The sequence below is a fragment of the Streptomyces sp. NPDC033845 genome (assembly GCF_055576225.1).
On sequence record NZ_JBVIRI010000001.1, the window covers coordinates 771,639 to 797,162 of the forward strand.

At 72.7% G+C, this 25,524-nt stretch carries 17 protein-coding genes; 3 read left to right on the plus strand and 14 right to left on the minus strand.

All coding sequences use genetic code 11. The annotated features are described in order from the left end of the window. Positions 1–82 precede the first annotated feature (82 nt). The 3 genes from ACZ50K_RS03590 (at position 83) to ACZ50K_RS03600 (ending at position 6,230) form a co-directional block, all read left to right on the plus strand. The gene (locus ACZ50K_RS03590) at positions 83–2,953 is read left to right on the plus strand and encodes a bifunctional glycosyltransferase/CDP-glycerol:glycerophosphate glycerophosphotransferase (protein ID WP_468897210.1); all 2,871 of its coding nucleotides are present in this window, start codon (positions 83–85) and stop codon (positions 2,951–2,953) included. After that, the gene (locus ACZ50K_RS03595; RefSeq protein ID WP_468896935.1) at positions 2,950–4,104 is read left to right on the plus strand and encodes a glycosyltransferase; all 1,155 of its coding nucleotides are present in this window, start codon (positions 2,950–2,952) and stop codon (positions 4,102–4,104) included. Before ACZ50K_RS03590 ends, ACZ50K_RS03595 begins: the two co-directional genes overlap by 4 nt. 179 nt (positions 4,105–4,283) lie before the next feature. Then, complete coding sequence (locus ACZ50K_RS03600; RefSeq protein WP_468896937.1) at positions 4,284–6,230, plus strand: glycosyltransferase family 2 protein; 1,947 nt, start codon at positions 4,284–4,286, stop codon at positions 6,228–6,230. Between the two features lie 93 nt (positions 6,231–6,323). Here the strand turns inward: ACZ50K_RS03600 and galE are convergent, their stop codons facing one another. The 14 genes from galE to mrdA form a co-directional block, all read right to left on the minus strand. Then, entirely contained in the window at positions 6,324–7,319 is a 996-nt protein-coding gene (galE, locus tag ACZ50K_RS03605; protein ID WP_468896939.1) for a UDP-glucose 4-epimerase GalE, read from the minus strand. 26 nt (positions 7,320–7,345) lie between these two features. Then, positions 7,346–8,965, minus strand: a complete 1,620-nt coding sequence (locus ACZ50K_RS03610) for a glycosyltransferase (protein WP_468896941.1) — start codon at positions 8,963–8,965, stop codon at positions 7,346–7,348. A gap of 79 nt (positions 8,966–9,044) precedes the next feature. Next, positions 9,045–10,490: a GTPase ObgE gene (obgE, locus tag ACZ50K_RS03615; RefSeq protein WP_468896943.1), complete on the minus strand. Its 1,446-nt coding sequence runs from the start codon at positions 10,488–10,490 to the stop codon at positions 9,045–9,047. A 141-nt stretch (positions 10,491–10,631) separates the two neighbouring features. Beyond that, positions 10,632–10,886: a 50S ribosomal protein L27 gene (gene rpmA / locus ACZ50K_RS03620; protein ID WP_007264038.1), complete on the minus strand. Its 255-nt coding sequence runs from the start codon at positions 10,884–10,886 to the stop codon at positions 10,632–10,634. Positions 10,887–10,899: 13 nt separating this feature from the next. Continuing rightward, on the minus strand, positions 10,900–11,220 hold the full coding sequence (gene rplU, locus ACZ50K_RS03625) for a 50S ribosomal protein L21 (protein WP_114036861.1): 321 nt from the start codon (positions 11,218–11,220) through the stop codon (positions 10,900–10,902). Between the two features lie 286 nt (positions 11,221–11,506). Then, positions 11,507–15,583 (minus strand): Rne/Rng family ribonuclease, encoded by a 4,077-nt coding sequence (locus ACZ50K_RS03630; RefSeq protein WP_468896946.1) that lies wholly within the window; start codon positions 15,581–15,583, stop codon positions 11,507–11,509. A 231-nt stretch (positions 15,584–15,814) separates the two neighbouring features. Next, complete coding sequence (locus ACZ50K_RS03635; protein ID WP_468896948.1) at positions 15,815–16,603, minus strand: TIGR03936 family radical SAM-associated protein; 789 nt, start codon at positions 16,601–16,603, stop codon at positions 15,815–15,817. Between the two features lie 73 nt (positions 16,604–16,676). Next, the gene (locus ACZ50K_RS03640) at positions 16,677–17,717 is read right to left on the minus strand and encodes a hypothetical protein (RefSeq protein WP_468896950.1); all 1,041 of its coding nucleotides are present in this window, start codon (positions 17,715–17,717) and stop codon (positions 16,677–16,679) included. A gap of 37 nt (positions 17,718–17,754) precedes the next feature. After that, positions 17,755–18,183, minus strand: coding sequence for a PIN domain-containing protein (locus tag ACZ50K_RS03645; protein ID WP_468896952.1), 429 nt, complete (start codon positions 18,181–18,183; stop codon positions 17,755–17,757). After that, positions 18,156–18,401, minus strand: a complete 246-nt coding sequence (locus ACZ50K_RS03650) for a type II toxin-antitoxin system VapB family antitoxin (RefSeq protein WP_468896954.1) — start codon at positions 18,399–18,401, stop codon at positions 18,156–18,158. Before ACZ50K_RS03650 ends, ACZ50K_RS03645 begins: the two co-directional genes overlap by 28 nt. 127 nt (positions 18,402–18,528) lie before the next feature. Beyond that, complete coding sequence (locus ACZ50K_RS03655) at positions 18,529–20,454, minus strand: TIGR03960 family B12-binding radical SAM protein (RefSeq protein ID WP_468896955.1); 1,926 nt, start codon at positions 20,452–20,454, stop codon at positions 18,529–18,531. Positions 20,455–20,487: 33 nt separating this feature from the next. Continuing rightward, the gene (locus ACZ50K_RS03660) at positions 20,488–22,047 is read right to left on the minus strand and encodes a CYTH and CHAD domain-containing protein (RefSeq protein ID WP_468896956.1); all 1,560 of its coding nucleotides are present in this window, start codon (positions 22,045–22,047) and stop codon (positions 20,488–20,490) included. Positions 22,048–22,139: 92 nt separating this feature from the next. Further along, a complete protein-coding gene (gene rodA, locus ACZ50K_RS03665; RefSeq protein ID WP_468896957.1) occupies positions 22,140–23,339 on the minus strand; it encodes a rod shape-determining protein RodA in 1,200 nt (399 codons plus the stop codon). Next, positions 23,339–25,513, minus strand: coding sequence for a penicillin-binding protein 2 (mrdA, locus tag ACZ50K_RS03670; protein WP_468896958.1), 2,175 nt, complete (start codon positions 25,511–25,513; stop codon positions 23,339–23,341). The genes rodA and mrdA overlap by 1 nt, the downstream gene beginning before the upstream one ends. Positions 25,514–25,524: the final 11 nt, after the last annotated feature.

The following is a 25,524-nucleotide window of genomic DNA, read 5'->3' on the forward strand; positions in this document are numbered from 1 at the left end:
TCCCGCAGGTCGACTGCCGGAGTCCGCCGGAACACACGGTAGCTTTGACGGGTTGAGCGGAACGGAACAAATAGGGATCGAGGTGCACGTGCCTGACGTCTCCGTGGTCGTCATCGTCTACAACGACGCAGAGCGTCTGCCGACAGCCGTCCAGTCGGTTCTGGACCAGACCCTGCACGGGGTCGAGGTCGTGATCGTGGACGACTGCAGCAAGGACCGGTCGTTCGAGGTGGCGCAGGGCCTGGAAGCGGCGCATCCGGGGAGAGTGCGGGCGTTCCGGCTGCCGCAGAACAGCGGTGGCTGCGGGGCCCCCCGCAATCACGGCATCCAGCAGGTCACCGGCGAGTACGTCATGTTCCTGGACAGTGACGACGTGCTGGAGCGGAACGCCTGCCGGAACATGCTGGAGGCCGCCGAACGCACCGGCGCCGACCTGGTGTCGGGCATGTCCGTGCGGGTGCACCTGGACAACCGGTTCGGGAAGACCACCGAGTGGTACCCGTGGATCTACTCGCGGACCCGGACGCTGGAGTCCATCACCGAGTACCCCGACCTGCTGGTCTACGACACGCTCTCCACCAACAAGTGCTACCGGCGGTCCTTCCTGCTGGACCAGGGCCTGGAGTTCCCGGTCGGGATCCACTACGAGGACCTGCTGTTCTCGGCGCAGGCCTATGTGGCGGCCAGCCGGATCACGCTGATCCCCAACCACGTCTACTTCTGGAACGTGCAGGAGAACGCGGCGGCGAAGTCGATCAGCAACCGGCGGCACGAGATCGCCAACTTCGTGCACCGGATGGAGATCCACCGGCGGGTCGACGAACTCCTCGCCGAGCACGGGCACGACGAGATCAAGTCGGTCAAGGACGCCAAGTTCCTCAAGCACGACCTGGTGCTGCACCTCCAGGACCTGCACCTGCTCGACGACGAGTACCGGCACGAGTTCGCCCGGCTGGCCAACGGCTATCTGGAGGGCATCGACCCGGCCGCCTACGAGCAGGTCAACCACCTGCAGGCGATCTGCGCCTACCTCCTCGGCAAGGAGGACTGGGACAACCTGCTCCCGGCCGCCGAGTCGATGACCAACCGGGGCCGGCTCACCTCCTCGCTGACCGAACGCGACGGCCGCGTCTACTGGTGCGCCGAGCACCTGGACGAGGCCGAGGGGCGCCGGATACTGGACGTCACCGCGCAGGGCTTCCACACCACCCCGCTCGGCTCGCTCACCCTCGGCAACCGGCTGACCTCGTACGCGGACGACGGGCGCGGCACCGTGACCCTGTCCGGCCGGGTCGTCAACCCGCTGGGCCGGATCGCCGCGGACGCCCCGCTGAAGGCGGAGCTGGAGTTCCGGGCCCGCCGGCAGATCGGCGTGAAGCCGTTCTCGTTCCCGGCGCAGGCCGTCCGCAACACCGGGGACGCGGTCGAGTGGACCGTCCGCGCCGACATCGCCAGGACGGTCCGCCCGCTGGGCATCATCGACGCGGTCTGGGACGTCCGGCTGAAACTGACCGCCGGCGACGAGAAGATCACCACCCGGGTCTCGGTGGGCGGGGTCGATTTGGAGAAGGCGACCGCGCTGCGGGTCCGCCCCCGGCTGACCCGGCTGGTCTCCGACCGGTTCGAGCCGGAGATCACCAAGAAGGGCAACCTGAGCTACGTGCTGGTCGCCGAGGGCGCGGCCGCCGTGCGGACCCAGGCGCTGATCGGCAACGCCATGCACGGCAAGGCCGCCGGACTGGTCAAGCGGAGCCTGAAGAAGGCCCTGAAGACCAAGCGGAACATGGGCTCGGGCGAGCAGAAGGTCAAGGTCTACCACGAGGTCTTCTCGAAGCTGCCGATCAAGAAGGGCCTGGTCGTCTTCGAGAGCCACATGGGCAAGCAGTACAGCGACAGCCCGAAGGCCGTCTACGAGGAACTGGTGCGCCAGGGCGTCCCGTTCGACGCGGTGTGGTCCTACGCGGGCGCCAAGCCCACCGGCTTCCCCAAGGAGGCCACCCTGGTCAAGCGGTGGAGCTGGCCGTACCTGCGGGCGCTGGCCCAGGCCGAGTTCTGGGTGGACAACCAGGGCTTCCCGCTGGCGCTGACCAAGCGGGCCGGCACCACGTACATCCAGACCTGGCACGGTTCGGCGCTCAAGCGGATGGGCTTCCACGAGCCGCGGACCAAGGCGCTGGGCCAGGACGGGCAGGCGAGGTTCCAGCAGGCGCTGGACCGGTTCGACCACTTCCTGATCCGCTCGGAGCACGACACCCGCACCCTCGCCAAGGGCTTCCGGCTGCGCGAGGAGGTGCTGCTGCGCGTCGGCTACCCGCGCAACGACGCCCTGGTGGCGGCGCACCGCGAGGAGACGGAGAGCGGCGAGCGGGTCCGCGGGCCGCTGGCGGCCGAGCTGGGCATCGCCCCGGAGAAGAAGGTGCTGCTGTACGCGCCGACGTTCCGGGCGTCCGCCGACGGCGCGGTGGAGGGCTTCTCCTTCCCGTTCGACGTCGAGGAGTTCGCGGACCGGCTGGGCGACCGCTTCACCCTGCTGGTGCGCACCCACTACCTGAACAGCGTGTCGCTGCCGCCGTCGGTGGCGGGCCGGGTGATCGACGTGTCCCGGCACCACGACATCACCCCGCTGCTGGCCCTGGCCGACGGTCTGATCACCGACTACTCCTCGGTGATGTTCGACTACGCGGTGCTGGACCGGCCGATGCTGTTCTTCGCCTACGACTACGAGAAGTACTCCACGGACATCCGCGGCACGTACTTCGACCTGAAGGCCAAGGCACCCGGCCCGGTCGTCGCCACCGCGGACGAGCTGATGCAGGCCGTGTCGGTGTTCGACGAGGCCGACGCCAAGTACGCGCAGGCCCGGCAGGCCTTCCTGGCCGAGTTCGGCGAGTACGACCGCGGGGACGCCGCCAGCCAGATCGTCGGGAAGTTCTTCCACAGGAGCGGCAAGTGAGCCAGGGCCGTGACATCTTCTTCGTCTCCAACAGCGTCGACGAGGTCGGCGGTGTGACCACCTGGTCGCACCAGATGGCCCGGCTGTTCTCGGAGCGCGGCCACCGGGTGCACGTGGTGGGCATCTCCCCGGTGGAGGAGCAGCTGCGCCACCCCTTCCCGGCCGACCTGCCGTACGCGACGACCTGCCTGTACGAGGAGCGGCCCGCCGGGGCGCGCACCCTGCGCGGGATCAAGGGCCGGCTGAACGCGCCCGAGCGGCGCCGCCAGGCGGCCCGGCAGAGCGCCATGCTGGCGGCCGCGGAGAAGCTCTCCGTGCTGTTCCGGGCGGCCCGGCCGGGCGCGGTGGTGATCTGCACCCAGGTGTGGGCGATGGAGTGGGTGGCGCTCGCCGACACCAAGGGCCTCACCCTGATCGGGATGAGCCACGAGTCCTTCGAGGCCTCCTCCAAGTCCTCCCGGGCCGGCCGGGTGCGCCGCCACTACAAGGACGTGGACCGGCTGCTGGTCCTCACCCCCGAGGACGCCGACCTGTGGATCCGGGCCGGCCTGGACAACGTGGGCTCGATGCCGAACCCGCTGCCGTTCATGCCGGAGTCCCCCGCCCCGCGCCGGGCGAAGGTGGTGGCGAGCGTCGGCCGGCTCTCCTTCGAGAAGGGCGTGGACCTGCTGCTCGACGCCTGGGCCGACGCGGTCCCGGAGCACCCCGACTGGAAGCTGCGGATCTACGGCGCCGGGCCCGAGGAGGCCGCGCTGCGCGCCCACTGCACCTCGCTGGGCGTGGACGAGTCGGTGGAGTGGATGGGCAGCACCTCCGATGTGCTGGGCGCCCTCCAGGAGGTCTCGGTGTTCGCCCAGGCCTCCCGCGCCGAGGGCTTCCCGATCACCCTGCTGGAGTCGATGGCCGCGGGCGTGGCGCCGGTGGCCGCGGACTGCGCGCCGGGGGTCCGGGAGATCGTCACGCACGAGGAGGACGGTCTGCTGACCCGGGTGGGCAACACCATGGAGATGGCCGCCCAGCTGGACCGGATGATGAGCGACCCGGCCCTGCGGGACCGGCTCGGCGACGCCGCCTTCCGCAATGTCCGGCGGTTCTCCAGCGAGGGCATCACCGACCGCTGGGAAGAGCTGTTCGCCTTCCTCCAGCGCTGATCAGGGGCGGTCCGCCCGTACCGGGACGGATCGCACGGAGCCGGCCGGGGCCCTCGGGGCCCGGCCGGCTCCGGCGTTCCCCGGGCCCGAGATTCCTGTCCTTCCCCACTGGGGCGGGGCGGGCGGGGCGCGTAGGCTCGGGCCGGAAACAGTTCGGGGACCAGCGAAGAGGTACACCCATGCACTCACCCCCGCACTCCCGTGTGAGCGTGGTCATACCGGTGCACAACACCGAGCGCTACCTGCGGCGCTGCTTCGACTCGGTGGCCGCCCAGACCCTGGCGGCCGACCGGATCGAGGTGATCGCGGTGGACGACGGCTCCACCGACGGCAGCGGGGACTGGCTGGACGCCTGGGCGCGGGACCGGCCCGGAGCCCGGGTGGTCCACCAGGAGGCCTCCGGAGGCGCCGGCAAGCCGCGCAACGTGGGCATCGAGGCCGCGACCGGGGACTACCTGTTCTTCCTGGACTCGGACGACTACCTGGGCCCGGAGGCCCTGGAGCGGCTGGTCGCGATGGCCGACGAGCACGGCTCGGACGTGGTGTACGGGCGGATCGTCGGGGTCGGCGGCCGGGCCGCGCCGGTGGACCTGCGCACCACCAGCGCCGAGGTGTCCCTCTACGACTCCCCCGTGTACTGGACGCTGGCCGCCTACAAGCTGTGGCGGCGCAGCCTGGTCGAGGAGTACGCGATCCGGTTCACCGAGGGCCGGCTGCTCGGCGAGGACGTGCCCTTCAGCGCGCACGCCCTGCTGCACGCCCGCCGGATATCCGTGGTGGCCGATCACGACTGCTACCACCTGGAGGGGCGCGGGGACGGCACCAACGCCACCGAGCAGGACGCCGACTGGGTGGCACAGCTCGCGTACGTCGGCGAGACCCTGGCGATGGTCGCCGCGCACGTGCCGGCCGGCCCGGAGCGCGACAAGCTCATGGAGCGGCATTTCCACGGCGAGGTCCTGGGGATGTTCGCCGGGCCCTACCTGGCCCGTGACGAGGCCGGCCGGGAGGAGATGGTCCGGGCCGCCGCCCCGCTGGTCGAGGCCTATCTGACGGAGCGGGTGAGCGCCGCCCTGCCGCCGCGGCTGCGGCTGCGCGCCCGCCTGATCGGGGCCGGCCGCACCCGGGAGCTGACCGGGGTGGTCACCGCGGACACGGTGGACGGGCCGGTGCCGGTCCGGGTCGAGGACGGCCGGGCCTATGCCGGGTACCCGCTCTTCCGGGACCCCGCCGCCGGCCTGCCCGACGAGCTGTTCGACCTGACCTCGCGGGTGGTGCTGCGGCAGGAGCTCGCCTCCTACGCCTGGGAGGGCCCGGTGCTGCGGCTCGGCGGCCGGGCCCGGCTGGAGGGCCTGGACGGGGCCGGCGAGCAGGAGGTGGCGCTGCTGCTGCGGCAGGGCGACCGCACCGTACGGGTCCCGGCGGAGCCGACCGACGGGTCCGGCGGCTACCGGGCCTCACTGGACGTCAGCCGGGCCGCCGAGGACGGTGGACGGCTGGCCGACGGGATCTGGACGGTCCGGGTGGCGGTGTCGGTGGGCTCGCTGGCCCGGGAGGCCTGGCTGCCCCGGCCGAAGGCGGCCGAGTACGACGCCGAGCCCGAGCCCCGGATCGTGCACGGGCCGCCGCACGAGCCGCCGCGGGCGGCGACGGTGTTCCACTCCGAGGTGCACCAGCACGTGAACCTGGACCTGGGGGCCACCCGGATACCGCTGGCCCGGGACGCGCGCGGGACGGCCGCTGCCCGGGTGGTGGGGGCGCCGGTGCTGTCGGCGACGGCGACGATACCGGGGTGGGCCCCGGACGCGCCGGTGGAGTTCGTGCTGTGCGCCCCGGGCCGGGCCCCGTTCACCGCTCCGGCGGTCGGCGGTGCCGACGCGGACGGGCTGGTCCGGGTGCGTACCGAGGCCCGGGGTGCCCCGGAGGGCGAGTGGCAGGTGAAGCTGCGGATCCGGGACCGCGGGTTCAGCCGGGAGCTGCCGCTGCACGCCGAGGACGGGGACTCGCTGACCGTCCGGGTGCCGCTGCCGCTGCACCGGCGGATCACCCGGCAGGCCCGCCGGACCGTCTCCCGTATCGTGCGCGGCCGCCGGGCGGCCTCCGCCGGGCGGAACCGGGTCCGCTGACCGCGGCCCGCACCGGAACGCGCACCGGCCCGCCGCCCCTCGGAGGGGGTGGCGGGCCGGTGCGCGTTCCGGGAGCCGGGTTCCGGTGCCGGGTCAGCGCTCGCGGTGCACGGCCACCTTGTTGGCCTGCCAGCCCGCCCACGCGGAGGTGATCATCGCGCGGACGTCGTGGCGGGCCTTCCAGCCCAGCTCGGCGGCGATCTTGTCGGCCGAGGCCACCACCTTCGCCGGGTCCCCCGCGCGGCGCGGGGTGACCACGGCCGGGAAGTCGTTGCCGGTGTTGGCGTTGAGCAGCTCGACCATCTCGCGGACGGAGACGCCCTCGCCGCGGCCGATGTTCACGGTCAGGTCCTGGTACTCGCCGGCCTTCGCCCACTCGGCGAGCTTGCGGGCGGCCACCAGGTGGGCGTCCGCGAGGTCCTCGACGTGGATGTAGTCGCGGATGCAGGTGCCGTCCGGGGTCGGGTAGTCGTCGCCGAAGATCCGGGCGCCCTCGCCCTGGTCGTAGCGCTCGAAGACCATCGGGACCAGGTTGAACACCCCGGTGTCGGCGAGCTCCGGGGAGGCGGCGCCGGCCACGTTGAAGTAGCGCAGGCAGGCGGTGGCGATGCCGTGGGCCTTGCCGGCCGCCCGGACCAGCCACTCACCGGTGAGCTTGGTCTCGCCGTAGGGGCTGAGCGGGGCGCACGGGGTGGTCTCGGTGACCGAGTCCACGTCCGGCATGCCGTACACGGAGGCCGAGGAGGAGAACAGGAAGTTGCGGATGCCGGCCGCGGCGACCGCACCCAGCAGGACCTGGAGGCCCTCCACGTTCTCGTGGTAGTAGTACAGCGGCTTCTCGACGGATTCGCCGACCTGCTTCTTCCCGGCCAGGTGCACCACACCGGTGATCCGGTGCTCCCGGATGGCCTCGTCCAGCGCCAGCCGGTCGAGGACCGAGCCGATCACCAGCGGGACGCCCTCCGGTACCCGGTCCTCGTTGCCCGTGGACAGGTCGTCGAAGACGACGACCTCCTCCCCCGCGAGCAGCATCGCGCGGACCACGTGCGAGCCGATGTATCCGGCGCCACCGGTGATCAGAAACGTCATGGGGTCTCCCGAGTCCTGTCCGTTGTCTAGCGTGCCCCGAGGCCCGTGCGGGCCCGGCGGAGGCGGTTGCGTACGAGGGTGGCCGCGCCCGCGGCACCGGGTGCCAGCCGCAGTGCCAGCGAACCGGCGGCCGTACGGTACGGCTGCGCCAGCAGAACACCGTACCTGCTGCTCGGCAGGGCCCGGCGCCGGAGCAGCGGGCCCAGGGGGCGCAGCGAGGTGAGCAGGGAGCTCCCGTCGGCGCAGTCCACGCCCACCCGGAGGTCCCAGGCCTGCATGCCGCGCAGGCCCCGGCGGCGGCCGGCGGCGGCCAGCGCGACCGGTTCGAAGGGCAGGGTCGCGGTCCAGGTGCCGTCGGCCGGGTCGGGCCGGAGCTCCACGGCGGGGCCGTCCACCGGCTCGCCGCCGCCGCGCGGCAGGAACCGCAGCCGGGCGGTGCGCGGTCCGGCCGCGGCGAGCCGGCCGTAGAGCTCGTGGACGCGGACGGTGAGGGTGCCCGGGCCGGCCGGGCCGGCGTCCACGCTGACCGGCAGTTCGGCGAGCGGCAGTTCGGCGAGCCCGTCGAGCGGTGCCTGCGGCAGTTCCCCGCTCCACACCGGGGTGCCGTCGGCGGCGGTGGCGTAGGGGGGCAGCAGCCGGGGCGGCTCGGCGGCGAACCGCATCAGCCGCACCACGTCCTCGGGCGGTGTCGGGGAGGCGCGCAGCACCCGGACGATCCAGCGGGCCTTGGCCGCGGCGGCCAGCACGTCCCGCTCCTCGAAGGTGTCGAGGTAGTCCCGGGTCAGCTGCCACCAGGCGGCCCGGTAGTGGAGGTCCCCGCCGAGCTCCCGGAGGTACATGCGGAGGTCGTACTCCAGGAACTTCACGGCGCAGGCCCGGCCCAGCTCCTCCGAGGAGGCGGCCAGGACGCGGGCGGCCTCGCGGTGGGCGGCGATCCGGGAGCGCCAGTTCCCGACGTCCGCGCGGTCCAGCGAGATGGACACCTTGGCGGCGGACCGGCGGACGTGCCAGATGTAGACGAGTTCGCCGGTGACGGCGATCCGGGGGGCGGCGGCCAGCACCCGGGCGGTGAACACGAAGTCCTCGTAGACGAAGCGGCCGTCGGGGAAGCGGATGCGGTGCTCGTCGAGGAAGGCGCGTTCGTAGAGCTTGTTGACGCAGAGGGTGTCGCGGACCAGGTCGGGCCGGTCGGCGGGCCGTTCGATGACCTCGCCGGGGGTGTGCAGGCCGGGCATCCAGGGCAGGTCCTCGCCGCTCGGGAGCTCCCGGCGGACGCAGCGGCCGGCGGTCACCGGCGCCCGGTGCCGCACGGCGGTCCGCAGCAGCGCCTCGGCGGCGCCGGGCGGCAGCAGGTCGTCGCTGTCCAGGAACAGCACGTACGGGGCGGTGGCGGCGGCGATGCCGTCGTTGCGGGGGGTGCCGCAGCCTCCGCTGTTCTCGGTCCGGCGGATCACCCTCAGCCGCGGGTGGACGGCGGCCAGGGCGTCCAGGGCCTCGGCGGTGCCGTCGGCGGACCGGTCGTCCACCGCGATGACCTCGCTGACGACCGGGCCCTGGGCGAGGGCCGACTCGACGGCCTCGCCCACCAGCCCGGCGTCGTTGTAGGCGATGACCACGACGGCGACGGTGGGAGTGTTGCTGCTCACCGGCCCGATCCTACGTGCTGGGACCGGGCCGGTGGACGGCTCCCGGGGGGGCCGGCGCGGAGGGCGGCCGGCGGCTTCCTCAGAAGGGGCGGAACTCGTCGTACTCGCGCTGGGCGCTGTCGCCGCGCTCCGCTTCCTTGTCCTTGCGGCGCTGGGTGGCCGGGCGCGGGGCGTCGAGGCGGTGGTCCTCGCCGCGGCGGCCGAGCATCTCGGCGCCGGCCATCACGGTCGGCTCCCAGTCGAAGACGACCGCGTTCTCCTCGGGGCCGATGGCCACGCCGTCGCCGGCCCGGGCGCCGGCCTTCATCAGGCGCTCCTCGACACCGAGGCGGTTGAGCCGGTCGGCGAGGTAGCCGACGGCCTCGTCGTTGTTGAAGTCGGTCTGGCGGACCCAGCGTTCGGGCTTCTCGCCGCGCACCCGGTAGACCTCTTCCACCTCGTCGTAGGTGACGGTGAAGCCGGCGTCGTCCACGGCCTTGGGCCGGATGACGATCCGGGTGGCCTCTTCCTTGGGCTTGCGGGCGCGGGCCTTGGCGACGACCTCGGCCAGGAAGTAGGAGAGCTCCTTGAGGCCGGTGCGGGCCACCGCGGAGACCTCGAAGACCTTGTAGCCGCGCTCCTCCAGCTCGGGGCGGATCATGTCGGCGAGGTCCTGGCCGTCGGGGATGTCGACCTTGTTGAGGACCACCAGCCGCGGGCGCTTCTCCAGGCCGCCGCCGTAGATCTTGAGCTCCTCCTCGATGACGTCGAGGTCGGAGACCGGGTCGCGGTCGGACTCCAGGGTGGCGGTGTCCAGGACGTGCACGAGCACCGAGCAGCGCTCGACGTGCCGCAGGAACTCCAGGCCGAGGCCCTTGCCCTGGCTGGCGCCGGGGATCAGTCCGGGGACGTCGGCGATGGTGTAGACGGTGGAGCCGGCCGTGACCACGCCGAGGTTGGGGACCAGGGTGGTGAACGGGTAGTCGGCGATCTTCGGCTTGGCGGCGGAGAGCACCGAGATCAGCGAGGACTTGCCGGCGCTGGGGAAGCCGACCAGCGCCACGTCGGCGACGGTCTTGAGCTCCAGGACGACGTCGCCGGTGGTGCCGGGCTCGCCGAGGAGGGCGAAGCCGGGGGCCTTGCGGCGGGCGGAGGACAGGGCGGCGTTGCCGAGGCCGCCGCGGCCGCCCTCGGCCGCCACGTAGGTGGTGCCCTGGCCGACGAGGTCGGCGAGGACGTTGCCCTCCTTGTCGAGGACCACGGTGCCGTCCGGCACGGGCAGGACCAGGTCCTGGCCCTCCTTGCCGGAGCGGTTGCCGCCCTCGCCGGGCTTGCCGTTGGTGGCCTTGCGGTGCGGGCTGTGGTGGTAGTCGAGGAGGGTGGTGATCGCCTGCTCGACGACCAGGATCACATCGCCGCCACGGCCGCCGTTGCCGCCGTCGGGGCCGCCCAGCGGCTTGAACTTCTCCCGGTGAACGGAGGCGCAGCCGTGGCCTCCGTTACCCGCGGCGACGTGCAGCTCGACGCGGTCCACGAAGGTGGTCATGGTTGTTCCTCCAGTTTTTTACGGAAAAGTCCTGTGCGCTACAACGTGTGTAACGCGCCGAGGGCGGACCCGCTTCCCGGCATGGCCGGGAAGGCTGAGATCCGCCCTCGGTAAGTTTCGGAACGCCTGGATCTGAGGAGATCAGGCGGCCGGAACGATGTTCACGACCTTGCGGCCACGGTGGGTGCCGAACTGCACCGCGCCGGGAAGCAGGGCGAACAGGGTGTCGTCGCCACCGCGGCCGACACCGGCGCCCGGGTGGAAGTGGGTGCCGCGCTGGCGGACGAGGATCTCACCAGCGGAAACGACCTGACCGCCGAAGCGCTTCACGCCGAGCCGCTGGGCATTGGAGTCGCGACCGTTCCGGGTGGACGATGCGCCCTTCTTGTGTGCCATTGCTCAGTCCCTCTTACTTCGCAGCCGTCGGAATGCCGGTGACCTTGATCGCCGTGTACTGCTGACGGTGACCCTGGCGACGGCGGTAGCCCGTCTTGTTCTTGTACCGCAGGATGTCGATCTTGGCACCCTTGTGGTGGTCCACGACCTCGGCCGTGACCTTGATCCCGGCCAGGACCCACGGGTCGCTGGTCACGGCGTCGCCGTCGACAACGAGCAGGGTCGAGAGCTCGACCGTGTCGCCGACCTTGGCAGTGGAAATCTTGTCAACCTCAACGATGTCACCAACAGCAACCTTGTGCTGGCGACCACCGCTGCGCACGATGGCGTACACGCGGATCTCTCTCTCGCTCGATTCGGGATCTCCTGAAGCCAGCCGACCCCCGCCGAACGGCGGGACGGCCTCCCCCGTGCCGTGAGGCCCGGGAGGTGAGGTGCTCAAGAGCTGGCGCGCACATACAGACACGCCGACGTGCAAGGTTACGTGCCAGAGGTTTAAGAGGTCAAACCGGGTGCTCCGGGGCCGGTACGGGCCCCCTGCGGGCCTCCCCCGGCCCGGACGCGCCGCTGCCCGGCACCGGGGTTCCGGGGCCGGGCAGCGGCGTTCTGGCGGGGGTGGATCAGGCTTCGCCGGCCGGGGCCGAGACGGACGGGAGCGCCTGCTGCTCCGCCGCCGCGGTCTTCTTGGCCGCCGCCTTCTTCACGGTCTTCTTGGCCGCCGTGGCGGTCTTCTTGACCGCCGTCTTCTTGGCCGCGGCCGTCTTGGTGGCAGCGGTCTTCGTGGCGGCGGTCTTGGTGGCGGCCGTCTTCTTCGTGGCCGCCGCCTTCTTCGCCGGCGCCTTCTTGGCCGCCGTCTTGCGGGCCGCGGTCTTCTTGACCGGGGCCGCCTCGGGCTCGGCGGGCGCCTCCTCCGCGACGGGTGCCGCGGGCTCGGCGGCCGGGGCCTCCGGAGCCGCCACCACCAGTACGGCGGCCTCGGCGCCGGCCGGGGAACCGGCCGGAGCGGTGGCCTTGCGGGTGGCCCGACGGCGCGGACGGGCCGGAGCGGCCTCGGCCGCCTCGGGCTCGGCCGGGGCCGGGGCCTCCGCGACGGGCTCGGGCTCGGCCACCGGAGCGGCCGGCTCGGGCACCACGACCGGCTCGGCCACCGGGGCCGGCGCGGCCTCGGCACCGCGCGGGGCACCCGCCGGAGCGGTGGCCTTGCGGGTGGCCCGACGGCGCGGACGGGCCGGGGCGGCCTCGGCGACGACCTCGGCCACCGCCTCGACCACGGCCTCCGCCGCGGCCACCGTCTCGGCGACCTCCTCGACCACGGCCGCACGGGCCGCCTCGGCGACGGCCTCACGGGCCGGCTCAAGGACGGTGTCCGCGGGCTCGGTCACCGGCTCGGCCTCCACGACCGGCTCGGCCACCGGGGCCGCGGCCGGAGCGGCGGCACCGCGCGGGGCACCCGCCGGAGCGGTGGCCTTGCGGGTCGCCCGGCGCCGGTTGCGGCGTCCGGAGAGACCGGCGGCGGCCTCCGCCTCGGCCGGGCTGCTGTAGAGCTCCTCGTCCGCGACGAACGCGGGCTCCGGCAGCGCGACCGGCGCGGCGATCTCCGCCTCGACCTCGGCCTGCGACTCCACGGCCTCCGACTCGACGACGTGCTCGTGCTCGTGCTCCTGACCGCCCTCGCGGCCGCCACGGCGCTTGGAGCGCTTGCCGTTGCCACCGCCGCCGACCGCGGTCGGGGTCTCCATGTGCACGATCACCCCGCGGCCGTTGCAGTGCACGCAGGTCTCGGAGAAGGACTCCAGCAGACCCTGGCCCACCCGCTTGCGGGTCATCTGGACCAGGCCCAGCGAGGTGACCTCGGCGACCTGGTGCTTGGTGCGGTCCCGGCCCAGGCACTCCAGCATCCGCCGCAGCACCAGGTCCCGGTTGGACTCCAGCACCATGTCGATGAAGTCGATGACCACGATGCCGCCGAGGTCGCGCAGCCGCAGCTGGCGCACGATCTCCTCGGCCGCCTCCAGGTTGTTCCTGGTCACGGTCTCTTCGAGGTTGCCGCCCTGACCGGTGAACTTGCCGGTGTTGACGTCGATGACGATCATCGCCTCGGTCTTGTCGATCACCAGGGAGCCGCCCGAGGGCAGCCACACCTTGCGGTCGAGCGCCTTGGCGAGCTGCTCGTCGATCCGGTACGTGGCGAAGACGTCGACCTCGGAGGTCCAGCGGGACAGCCGGTCGGCCAGGTCCGGGGCCACGTGGTTGACGTAGCCGTGGATGGTCTCCCAGGCGGAGTCACCGCTGACGATGACCTTCGAGAAGTCCTCGTTGAAGATGTCGCGGACCACCCGGACGGTCATGTCCGGCTCGCCGTACAGCAGGCTCGGCGAGGAGGTCGTGATCTGCTTCGACTTCTTCTGGATGTCCTCCCACTGGGCCTGCAGGCGCTCCACGTCGCGGCGCAGCTCGTCCTCGCTGGCGCCCTCGGCGGCGGTGCGCACGATGACGCCGGCGTCCTCGGGGACGATCTTCTTGAGGATGGTCTTCAGACGCGCGCGCTCGGTGTCGGGCAGCTTGCGGCTGATGCCGGTCATCGAGCCCTCGGGCACATAGACCAGGTAGCGGCCGGGCAGCGAGACCTGGCTGGTGAGACGGGCGCCCTTGTGGCCGATCGGGTCCTTGGTGACCTGCACCAGGACCGACTGGCCGGACTTGAGGGCGGACTCGATGCGGCGCGGCCCGTTGGCCATGCCGAGCGCCTCGAAGTTGACCTCACCGGCGTACAGGACGGCGTTGCGGCCCTTGCCGATGTCGATGAAGGCGGCCTCCATGGACGGCAGCACGTTCTGGACCTTGCCCAGGTAGACGTTGCCGACGTAGGAGGTGGCCTCCTCCTTGTTGACGTAGTGCTCGACGAGCACGTTGTCTTCCAGGACGCCGATCTGGGTGCGCTCGCCGGACTGGCGGACGACCATCACGCGCTCGACGGCCTCGCGGCGGGCCAGGAACTCGGCCTCGGTGATGATCGGGACGCGGCGGCGGCCCTGCTCGCGGCCTTCGCGGCGGCGCTGCTTCTTCGCCTCCAGACGGGTCGAGCCCTTGATGGACTGGACCTCGTCGGAGCCGGTGCCGGGCTCGGCCTTCTCGCGGGCCGGGCGGGGCTCGCGGACCTTGACGACCGTCCGGACCCCGTCGTCCTCGCCGGACTCGGTGTCGGCGGAACCGTCGCCGGAGCGGCGGCGGCGACGGCGACGGCGACGGCTGGAGCTGGAGCCGAGGGCCCCGGCGCCGTCCTCGGAGTCGTCCTCGTCCTCGTCCGCTTCCCCGGCCTCGACCTCGGCCTCGGTCTCGGCCTCGGTCTCGGCGGCGGTGTCCTCGGCGGACTCGTTGTCCTCGAAGTCGGCGGACTCGCCGCGACGGCGGCGACGGCCGCCCCGGCGGCGGCGACGGGACGGGCGGTCGCCCGACTCGTCGGACTCCTCGTCCTCCAGTTCGGCGGCGGCCTCGTCGGCGGCCTCGTCCTCCACCAGCGGTTCGGCGGCGGGGGCGACGGCGGCGGGCGCCTCGACGACGGGCTCGGCGGCGGCACCGCGGCGACGGCGGCGACGGCCGGCGGGCTGCTCCACCGGGGCCGGGGCGACGACCTCGGCCTCGACGAGCTCCTCCTCCTCCAGCTCCTCATCGGCCTCCGCGGCGGCGTTCCGGGCGGCGGCGGCCGCCATGGCGGCGGTCTCCGGGGTCTGGAACATCGGCTCGGTGAACACCGGGGCCTGGAACACGGCGACGGCGGGACGCGCGGCGCGGCGTCCGCGCGGCGCGGCGGCGGGGGCCTCGGCCGGCGCGGCCGGGGCCTCCTCCTGCACGGCGGCCGGGGCGGCGGCGGGCGCGACCGAGGAGCGGGTGGCGCGACGGCGGCCCCGGCCCTTCGGCGCGTCGACGGCGTCGGCGACGGTGACGATGGCCTTGGCGGCACGGGCCGGTGCGGGGGCCTCCTCCTGCGGCTCCTCGGCCACCGGGGTGGCGGGAGCGGCGGCGGGCGCCTCCTCGGCGGGGGCGGCGACGGCGGCGGGCGCGGCGGCCGAGCGGGTGGCGCGACGGCGGGTACGGCCCTTCGGCGCCTCCGCGGCCTCGTCGGAGGCGGCGGGCGCCTCCGCCACGGGGGCCTCGGCGACCGGAGCGGCCTCGACGGCCGGGGTCTCGGCTACCGGCGCGGTGGCGGCACGGGTGGCACGGCGGCGGGTCCGGGCCGGAGCGGCGGCGGGCGCCTCCTCCACCGGAGCCTCCGCGACCGGAGCGGCGGGCGCGGCCTCGGCGGCCGGGGCGGTCTCGGCGACGGGCGCGGTGGCGGCGCGGGTGGCACGGCGGCGGGTCCGGGCGGGGGCGGCGGCGGGCGCCTCCTCGGCCGGGGTCTCGACGACCGGCGCGGCAGCGGGCGCCGGAGCGGCCTCGACGGCCGGGGTCTCGGCTACCGGCGCGGTGGCGGCACGGGTGGCACGACGGCGCGGGCGGGCCGCGGCGGGCGCCTCCTCCACCGGGGCCTCCGCGGCGGGCACGGCTTCGGCGGCGGGGGCGGCCTCGGCGTTGGCGCCGGGCGGGCCGGCCGGCCGGGAGGCCGCGCGGCGGCGCCGGCGCGGGGGAAGGTTGTCGCTGGGGCTGTCGCCTCCGGCGGCGGGGTTCTTCTCGGTGTTCTCGTTGGCGTGGTCGAGCATGCGGGGTTCTCCCGTCGCGCTCCCGGGCGCCGCGGCTGACATCCGGTCCGGCACGGTCCCGCGTAATGAGCGCGGGACCGGCCTCCGGGGCGCGTTCGCCACACGGGAGCTGTAGGTCCATGGCCGCCGGTTCCGTACGCGTGATGCGTACGGCCTGGCGGAAGTCTTCAGGTCAGTGCGCGGCCCGACCCAGGTGGCTCCCGAGTGCCAGGGCTGCGCGACGACGCGTCCTTACGCGGCGGGACCTTCCGGCGCCTTCGCGGCGGCGGGCACGGCGGCCGTGGGTGGAGCGGCCGTGTCTGCCTCGCGGTCGGGCGCGAGCGGGTCGGTCACCGTGCCGGACTCCTCGTCGAAGAGCCCCTGCGCCAGCCTGGTCACCGCTGCGGGGACCGGCGGCGCCAGGTCGGCCACAGCTCGGAGACCGGACAGGACGTCGTCGGGTCGGACGGCAGGTGTCACGTGCCGAACAACCAGCCGCAGTATCGCACAGGCATTGTCCTGCGGCCTATCAGACGGGTCGGCCGCGGCGGGAACCGCCTGGAGGTCCACCACGGCGCCCCGGGTGTCGAAGGTGCGCAGGCCGTTCTTGGTCTGGCGCTGCACCTCGACGGACCCGGCGGCCAGGAAACCGGCCACCGCCCGCTCGGCCTCGGCGTGTCCGACGCCCTCCAGCCGCAGCTCCCAGACGGAGGCGGTGAGCCGGTCGGCGAGCCCGGAGGTGCGGGCCTCGACGGCGTCGGTGATGTCCAGCCCGGCGGGCAGCGACTCGTCGAGCAGCTGACGGAGCTTCTCGGGGTCGCGGCGCGCGGTGAGGGCGATCTCCAGGTACTCGGCCTCGCTGCCGGTCCCGGTGGGCGCCGCGTTGGCGTAGCTGACCTTGGGGTGCGGGGTGAAGCCCGCCGAGTACGCCATCGGCACCTCGGCGCGGCGCAGGGCCCGCTCGAACGCGCGCTGGAAGTCTCGGTGGCTGGTGAACCGGAGGCGGCCGCGCTTGGTGTAGCGCAGTCGGATGCGCTGCACCGCCGGTGCGGGCGGCGGGCCTTCGGGCTGTCGCTTGCCCAGTGGTTCTTCTCCTTGTGCGGGGCACCAGCACTCAGGCTGCGCCCTGTGACGTCTTTCGCAGCTGGGGCGGCTCCTCGGCCGCGCCTACGGCTGTCGTACTACCCAGAGTACGCGCCCGTGACCTCATCGGTTCCCCGGTCCTTGTCCCGAACAGGGCCCGGCGGACCTCGTCGCGGGCCTCCCGGACGGCGGACCGGACGGTGCGCCCGGTGCCGCGGGCGGCGGAGCCCACGGCCCGCCAGCCGGTGCGGGCCGCGTGACCGAGCGGGGTCAGCACATGCCGGTGGACGAAGGCGGCGGGCCGTCCGACGGTGACCCAGCCGATCCACTTCAGGGCCCGCCACAGGGCCGCCAGCAGCCGGCCGGCGACATGCCAGGCCCAGCGCAGCAGATGGCCGATCGGGGTGAGGACGTGCAGGTACAGGGGGTGCAGCAGATGGCGGTGGGTGCGGCGGCCGAGCCATCCGGCGGCACGGCCGGCGGGCACCAGCAGACAGCGCCACAGCCCCACCCACGGCCAGACGAACACCAGCCTCAGCAGCACCGAGACGGCGGGCGCCAGGACACGGCGGGCCAGCCATTCCAGGGCGTGTCCGGCCGGGACCAGCAGATGGCGCCAGGGCCAGACGAGGAACACCAGCGCCAGCACGTCGAGGCCCGGCCGCAGCACCCGCCCCCAGACGGCGGCACCGGCCGAGCCCACCGGCCGCAGCAGGAACCGGAGCAGGAACCGGCCGAGCGGTGCGAGGAGATACGTGTACGTGCCGGCGGCCGCCCATCCGGCGGCCCGGCCGACCGGCACCAGCAGATACCGCCACAGCCCCACCCAGGGCCAGACGAACACCAGCTTGAGCAGCACGGTCGCGGTCCAGCCCAGGGCGCGGCCGGCGGGGGCGAGGACGTGGTCGTACAGCGGGCGCAGCAGGTGCCGGTGCGCGGCGCGGGCGGCCGCGACCAGCAGGTCCCAGACCAGTCGTACGGGCAGCACCACGGCCACGGCGAGCGCCTTGACGGGCACCGCCAGACACCCGCCCCCACCGGCCCCGCCGGTCCCCCTCTTCTCCATGTCCATACCCGTCAGGACACCGGAACGGCCGGGTCAGTTGCGCTCAGTCGACACTCCCCGGCTCGGCGAGCCATTGGGTGCGGAGGCCGATGTGCTCGGCCAGGGTCTCGAAGTCCCGGTCGTAGTGCAGCACGGTCAGCCGGTGGTGGCGGGCGGTGGCGGCGACCACGAGGTCCACGACTCCGGCGGAGCGGTGCACCCCGCCTTCCACGAGAGCGGCCTGCATCTCCAGGACGGTGGTCCAGGCGCCGTCCGGGACGGCGTGCCAGACGAAGAGATCGGCGAAGGTCTCCCTTATCTGCCGGTAGTGCACGGCGGACTTGGCGGAGTAGAGGGCCTCGGCCTCGGTGGCGACACACATTCCGACGCGCCCCGCGGTCAGCGCCGACTCCCAGACGGCCAGGGGCCCGGGGCGCATGATGCGGTGTGCGGCCGAGGTGTCGATCAGGAAGCGGTCTCCGGCGCGAACCACCTCCCGCGCACCTCCTCCTTGAACCCGGGCTCGCGGCCCTTGTCGAAGGCGCCCTCGGCGTCGAGCGCCACCAGCCGGGCCAGGGCCCGTTCCCTTCTGACCCGTGCTCCTATTTCCGCGAGCGCCGCGTTGACCGTGTCCTTCTTGGTCTTGGTGCCCAGCGCCTCCGCTGCCAGCCGCAGGGCGTCTTCGTCGAGATCGATGACGGTCTTCGCCATGGATATCACCTCCGCGAATCAAGTGTATCCAGGGGCTTGAGGTGCAGAAACATTTCATCGCCCCGTCGCATACACGTATGCCCCCGCCGGGCGGACCCGGCGGGGGCATACGTACAGGGAGCGGGGGCTACTTCACGACCGACAGCGGCAGCAGCTTCTTGCCGGTGGGGCCGATCTGGATCTCGGTCTGCATCTGCGGGCAGACGCCGCAGTCGAAGCAGGGGGTCCAGCGGCAGTCCTCGACCTCGGTCTCGTCGAGGGCGTCCTGCCAGTCCTCCCAGAGCCAGTCCTTGTCCAGGCCCGAGTCCAGGTGGTCCCAGGGCAGGACCTCCTCGTAGGTGCGCTCGCGGGTGGTGTACCAGTCCACGTCCACGCCGTGCTCGGGCAGGGTCTTCTCGGCCGCCCGCATCCAGCGGTCGTAGGAGAAGTGCTCGCGCCAGCCGTCGAAGCGGCCGCCGTCCTCGTAGACCGCGCGGATCACATGGCCGACCCGGCGGTCACCGCGGGAGAGCAGGCCCTCGACGATGCCGGGCTTGCCGTCGTGGTAGCGGAAGCCGATGGAGCGGCCGTACTTCTTGTCGCCGCGGATCTTGTCGCGGAGCTTGCCCAGCCGGGCGTCCGTCTCCTCGGCCGACAGCTGCGGGGCCCACTGGAAGGGGGTGTGCGGCTTGGGCACGAACCCGCCGATGGAGACCGTGCAGCGGATGTCGTTCTGGCCGGAGACCTCGCGGCCCTTGGCGATCACGTTGACCGCCATGTCGCCGATCTGGAGGACGTCCTCGTCGGTCTCGGTGGGCAGGCCGCACATGAAGTACAGCTTCACCTGGCGCCAGCCGTTGCCGTAGGCGGTGGAGACGGTCCGGATCAGGTCCTCTTCGGAGACCATCTTGTTGATGACCTTGCGCATCCGCTCGGAGCCGCCCTCGGGGGCGAAGGTCAGGCCGGAGCGGCGGCCGTTGCGGGTGAGCTCGTTGGCCAGGTCCACGTTGAAGGCGTCCACCCGGGTGGACGGGAGGGACAGGCCCACCTTGTCCTCGGTGTAGCGGTCGGCGAGGCCCTTGGCGATGTCCGCGATCTCGGTGTGGTCCGCGGAGGACAGCGACAGCAGGCCGACCTCCTCGAAGCCGGTGGCCTTGAGGCCCTTCTCCACCATCTCGCCGATGCCGGTGATGCTTCGCTCCCGCACGGGGCGCGTGATCATGCCGGCCTGGCAGAAGCGGCAGCCGCGGGTGCAGCCGCGGAAGATCTCCACGGACATCCGCTCGTGGACGGTCTCGGCGAGCGGGACCAGGGGCTGCTTGGGGTAGGGCCACTCGTCGAGGTCCATGACCGTGTGCTTGGAGACGCGCCACGGCACCCCGGAGCGGTTCGGCACCACGCGGCCGATGCGGCCGTCCGGGAGGTACTCGACGTCGTAGAAGCCCGGGACGTAGATGTTGCCGGTCTTGGCGAGGCGGAGGAGGACCTCCTCGCGGCCGCCGGGACGGCCCTCGGCCTTCCAGCCGCGGATGATCTCGGTCATGTCCAGGACGGCCTGCTCGCCGTCCCCGATGACCGCCGCGTCGATGAACTCGGCGATCGGCTCCGGGTTGAACGCGGCGTGCCCGCCGGCCAGCACGATCGGGTGGTCCACCGTGCGGTCCGCGGCCAGCAGCGGGATGCCCGCCAGATCCAGGGCGGTCAGCATGTTGGTGTAGCCCAGCTCCGTGGAGAAGGACAGCCCGAACACGTCGAAGGCGGAGACCGGGCGGTGTGAGTCCACCGTGAACTGGGGGACCCCGTGCTCGCGCATCAGGGCCTCCAGGTCCGGCCACACGCTGTAGGTGCGCTCGGCGAGCACGCCCGCGCGCTCGTTGAGCACCTCGTACAGGATCATGACGCCCTGGTTGGGCAGACCGACCTCGTACGCGTCCGGGTACATGAGCGCCCACCGGACGTCACAGCTGTCCCAGGGCTTGACGGTGGAGTTGAGTTCACCGCCGACGTACTGGATGGGCTTCTGCACATGCGGGAGCAGAGCTTCGAGCTGTGGGAAGACCGACTCGGACATCACGCGACTTTCGTGAAGCGGGCAGGGGGCGACTCTCTAGCGTACCCCGAGGCCCGGCCGCTCATGGTCGGCCTCCGTACGGGCCCACAGCTCGGGCAGTTCGCGTTCGCGCCGCTCGGCCAGGGCCTCCTCGTGGGCGTAGAGCACTCCCCAGGTGAAGCCGGACTCCCCGGCGCCGTGGGCGTGGCCGGCCAGGTCCCGCAGGGCGGTGCGGGCGACCACGCTGTCCTGGTGGTCGCCGAGCAGCGTCTGCACCGCCTTCATCGCCCTGGCCTGCCGGGTGGCGGGCTTGCCGAGGGCGGGGACAGCGGCCTCGGCGGCGTAGCGGGCGCGTTTGGCGGCCTTGCGGGCCTCGTGCAGGGCGAGGTCCCGGTCGGCTCCGGCGGGCAGGGCGAGGGCGGTCCCGATCCGGTCGGCCAGCCGATCCTGCTCACGCAGGACGGCCTTGGGGAAAACGCGTTCGGCGGGTTTCCCGGCGGCGGGGAGCAGCGGGGGGTCGGCGAGGAGGGATTCGAGGGTGCCGAGCAGGGTGAGGTGGCGGGCGCTGTCGAGGGCGGCGAGGGCCCGGCGGCGGGATCCGGAGCGGCGGGAGTTGTTCCAGGTCCGCAGCCGGCCGCGGACCGGGCCGAGCAGGACCTCGCGGGGCAGGCCGTCCAGGGCCCGCTGGATCCGGTCGAGGAGGACTTCCTGGTCGCGGTCCACCCCGAGTTCGGCGGCCAGCCGGCGGAGCTCCTCGGCGACGGGGGCGGTGACGGCGGGGTCCAGCAGTTTGCGGTAGGTCTTGAAGGCGCTGCGCAGCCGGCGGCAGGCGACCCGCATCTGGTGGACCGAGTCGGGCTGGTCGCGGCGGACCGCGGGGTCCTGGGCGATCAGGGTGTCCACCTGTGCGCGGAGGTAGCCGAGCAGGTGCGCGCCGGCGGTGTCCGGGGCGGGGCCGGGTCGGGGGCCGTCGGCCGTGTCGGCGGCTTCCCGGTCCGCGGCCGGTCCGGCGGCCCGGTCGGTCTCGGCGAGGGCGCGGGCGAGTTTGGAGGGGGCGTCGGAGACCTTCAGTCCGGCCTTGCGGAAGGTCTTCTCCACGGCGTCCAGCAGGGCGGGGTCGGTGCCGTCGGCGAGTTCCACCTCGACCTCGGTCCAGCGGACGCTGGTGTCGGCGCCCTCGGCGGTGACCTCGTCGGTGCTGAGTTCGGCGAGCAGGGTGCCGTCCGCCGCGAGCAGGTCGCTGACCTGCCGGGAGGACAGCAGCCGGACCTGCGGTTCCAGGGCCGCGTCCCGGACCCGGGAGCGGACCAGCTGGGCCAGCGCCCGGGGCAGGGTCTCGCCGAGCGGGGCCCGCACCTCGTCGCGGACCCCGGGGGCGACCGGCAGTTTCAGGTGCCAGCCGGCGTCCTCGCCGCCGGTCCGGCGGCGCAGGGTGAGCCCGTCGGCGGCGAGCCGGCGGTCGGGGGTGTCGTAGTAGACGGCGTCCAGGTCGATGCCGCCCCGGTCCCGGACCTCCGCGATCCGGTCGGTGCCGGTGAGGTCGGGGACCCCGCGCCGGGCCGCCTTCGGCTTAGTGAACTCGAATTTCCGCTCGATCTCGCGCTTCGTGTCCGCCATGAACCGAATTTAGTCCCGAACGGACGGCGGCGTGGAGATGAACGGCGGACTTCCGGCCGGATCCGTACGCTCCCGTCCGAATCCGGCCCCGGTCAGGCCGACATCGGCCGTTGGACCCGGATGGACTGGAGCAGCCCCACCGCCACCCACACCGCGAACATGGAGGATCCGCCGTAGGAGACGAAGGGCAGCGGCAGCCCGGCCACCGGCATGATGCCGAGGGTCATCCCGATGTTCTCGAAGGCCTGGAAGGCGAACCAGGCGATGATGCCGGCCGCCACGATGGTCCCGTACAGCTCAGTGGTCTCGCGGGCGATCATGCAGGCCCGCCAGAGCACCACGCCGAGCAGGACCAGGATCAGCCCGGCCCCGAGGAAGCCCAGCTCCTCCCCCGCCACGGTGAACACGAAGTCGGTCTGCTGCTCCGGGACGAACTGGCCGGTGGTCTGCGAGCCCTTGAACAGTCCGGAGCCGGTCAGCCCGCCGGAGCCGATGGCGATCCGTGCCTGGTTGGTGTTGTAGCCGACGCCGGCCGGGTCGAGCTCCGGGTTGGCGAAGGCCGCGAACCGGTTGATCTGGTACTCGTCGAGGACGCCGAGCTGCCAGATCAGGATCGCGCCGCCGGCGCCGGAGCCGAGCAGGCCCAGCACCCAGCGGTTGGAGGCCCCGGAGGCCAGCAGCACGCCGAGCACGATCATCACCATGACCATCACCGAGCCCAGGTCGGGCATCAGCATGACGATGCCCATGGGCGCGGCGGCCAGGCACAGGGCCTTGACCACGGTGCGGTGGTCGGGATGTGCGAGGTCCCCGGCGTCCACCCGGGCGGACAGCAGCATCGCCATCACCAGAATGATGGTGATCTTGACGAACTCGGAGGGCTGGAGCGAGAACCCGCCGCCGATGACGATCCAGGCGTGGGCGCCGTTGATGGTCGCGCCGAGCGGGGTGAGCACGGCGAGGACCAGGATCAGCGAGAGCCCGTAGAGGATCGGCACGGCACCGCGCAGGGTGCGGTGGCCCAGCCAGACGGTGCCCACCATCAGGACCAGCCCGATGCCGGTGTTCAGCAGGTGCCGGAACAGGAAGTAGTACGGGTCGCCCTGGTTGAGGGTGGTCCGGTTGCGGGTCGCCGACCAGACCAGCAGCGACCCGATCAGGGACAGCGCCAGGGCCGACAGCAGTATCGGCCAGTCGAGCCGGCGCACTATCGAGTCGCGGGCCGTGAGCCGGGCGAGCGGGCCCTGCTTGGGGGCGTACCGGGAGACCGAGAAGGTGTTCGCGGTGGGCATCAGTCCATCCTCCCCGGGGGCGGGGCGGGCGGGCCGGCGAGCGGCGGGACCGCCTCCTCCTTGGACGGGGGCACGTAGGGCCGGATCGCGGGGGCCTCGATGGTGCCGTCCGGCTGGACCTTCGGCAGCCCCTTCTGCGGCCGCGGCAGCAGGGCCTTCTTCAGGTCCTGCTTGCCTTCCATGTCCAGGCCGTAGATGGCGTTGTAGACGTTGCGCACGGCGGGCCCGGAGGCACCGGAGCCGGTGCCTCCCTGGGAGATCGTCATCACGATCGTGTAGTCCTCCGTGTACGTGGCGAACCAGGAGGTGGTCTGCTTGCCGTAGACCTCGGCGGTGCCGGTCTTGGCGTGCATCGGGATCTGCTTCTGCGGCCAGCCGCCGAACCGCCAGGCGGCGGTGCCGCGGGTGGCGACGCCCTCCAGCGCCTCGTCGATCTTCTTGCGGGTGGCCTCGGACATCGGGAGCTTCCCGTGTGCCTGCGGCTTGATCTCCTGGACGTCCTTGCCGTCGGCGCTGATGATCGCCTTGCCGATGGTGGGGTTCCACATGGTGCCGCCGTTGGCGATGCCGGCGTAGATGACGGCCATCTGGATCGGGGTGACCAGGGTGTCGCCCTGGCCGATCGAGTAGCTGACCGGGTCACCGGCGCGCATGATGTTGCCTTCGAGGCAGTTCTCGTAGGAGAGCAGCTCCACGTAGGTGCCGCCCTTCTTCCCGATCTTGCACCAGTAGTCCTTGTTGGCCTCCCAGAAGCTCTGCTTCCACTGGCGGTCGGGGATCCGGCCGGTCACCTCGCCGGGGAGGTCGATCTGGGTCTCGGAGCCGAGTCCGAACTGCTTGGCGGTCTTGTAGAAGATGTCCTTGGGGTGCTTGACCGGCTTGAGCGCGCCGTCCTTCTGCCACTGCTGGTGGGCGAGGGCGTAGAAGACGGTGTCGCAGGAGACCTCCAGGGCGCGCCCGAGGCTGATGGAGCCGTGGCCCTGGGACTCGAAGTTCTTGAAGACCTGGCCGCCGATCGCGTACGAGCTGGGGCAGGGGTAGTTGCCGTCGAACTCGTAGCCGGCGTTGACGGCCGCGGCGGTCGGGATGACCTTGAAGATGGAGCCGGGGGCGGCCTGCCCCTGGATGGCCCGGTTCATCAGCGGGACGTTGGACTTCTTGTCGGTGAGCCGGGCGTAGTCCTTGCCGGAGATCCCGCCGACCCAGACGTTGGGGTCGTAGGTGGGGTTGGAGGCCATGGCCACCACCCGGCCGGTCTTGGACTCCATGACCACGATGGCGCCGGCGTCCGCCTTGTAGTTGACGCCGGTGTTGCGGTCGTTGACCTTGCGCGCCTCCTTCATGGCGGCGAGCAGTTCGTACTCGGCGACGGCCTGGACCCGGGCGTCGATGCTGGTCACCAGGTTGGCGCCGGGGACGGTGGGGTCGTTGGCGGCCTCGCCGATGACCCGGCCGAGGTTGTCGACCTCGTAGCGGGTGACCCCGGCCTTGCCGCGGAGCTGGCGGTCGTAGGTGCGCTCCAGGCCGAAGCGGCCGACCTGGTCGGAGCGCAGGAACGGCGAGTTGGTGTTCTTGGCCTGCTGGATCTCGTCGTCGGTGACCGGGGAGAGGTAGCCGAGGACCTGGCCGGTGTTGGAGCCGCCGGGGGCCGGGTAGCGGCGTACGGCGGTGGGCTCGGCGGTGATGCCGGGGAAGTCCTCGGGGCGTTCGCGGATCTGCAGGGCCTGCTGGGTGGTGGCTTCCAGGGTGACCGGGATCGGCTGGTACGGGGAACCGTTCCAGCAGGGCTTGGGGGTCTGCGAGTCGCAGAGCCGCACCTTGTCCATGACCTCCTGCGGCCGCATGTCCAGGACCCCGGCGAGGCGGGTCAGGACCGCCTTGCCCTTGTCCTTTATCTTCATGAGCTCGGTCCGGGAGGCGGACACCACCAGACGGGTCTCGTTGTCGGCGATCGGGACGCCGCGGGCGTCCAGGATGGAGCCGCGGACGGCGGGCTGGACCACCTGCTGGACGTGGTTGTTCTTGGCCTCGTCGGCGTACTCGTGGCCGTTGCGGATCTGCAGGTACCAGAGCCGCCCGCCGAGGGTGAACAGCAGCGAGAAGACGAGCACCTGGATGATCACGAGCCGGATCTGCACCCGGGGGGTGCGGCCGGTCTCCGGAATGTTGGTCATGCGTCGTGCTC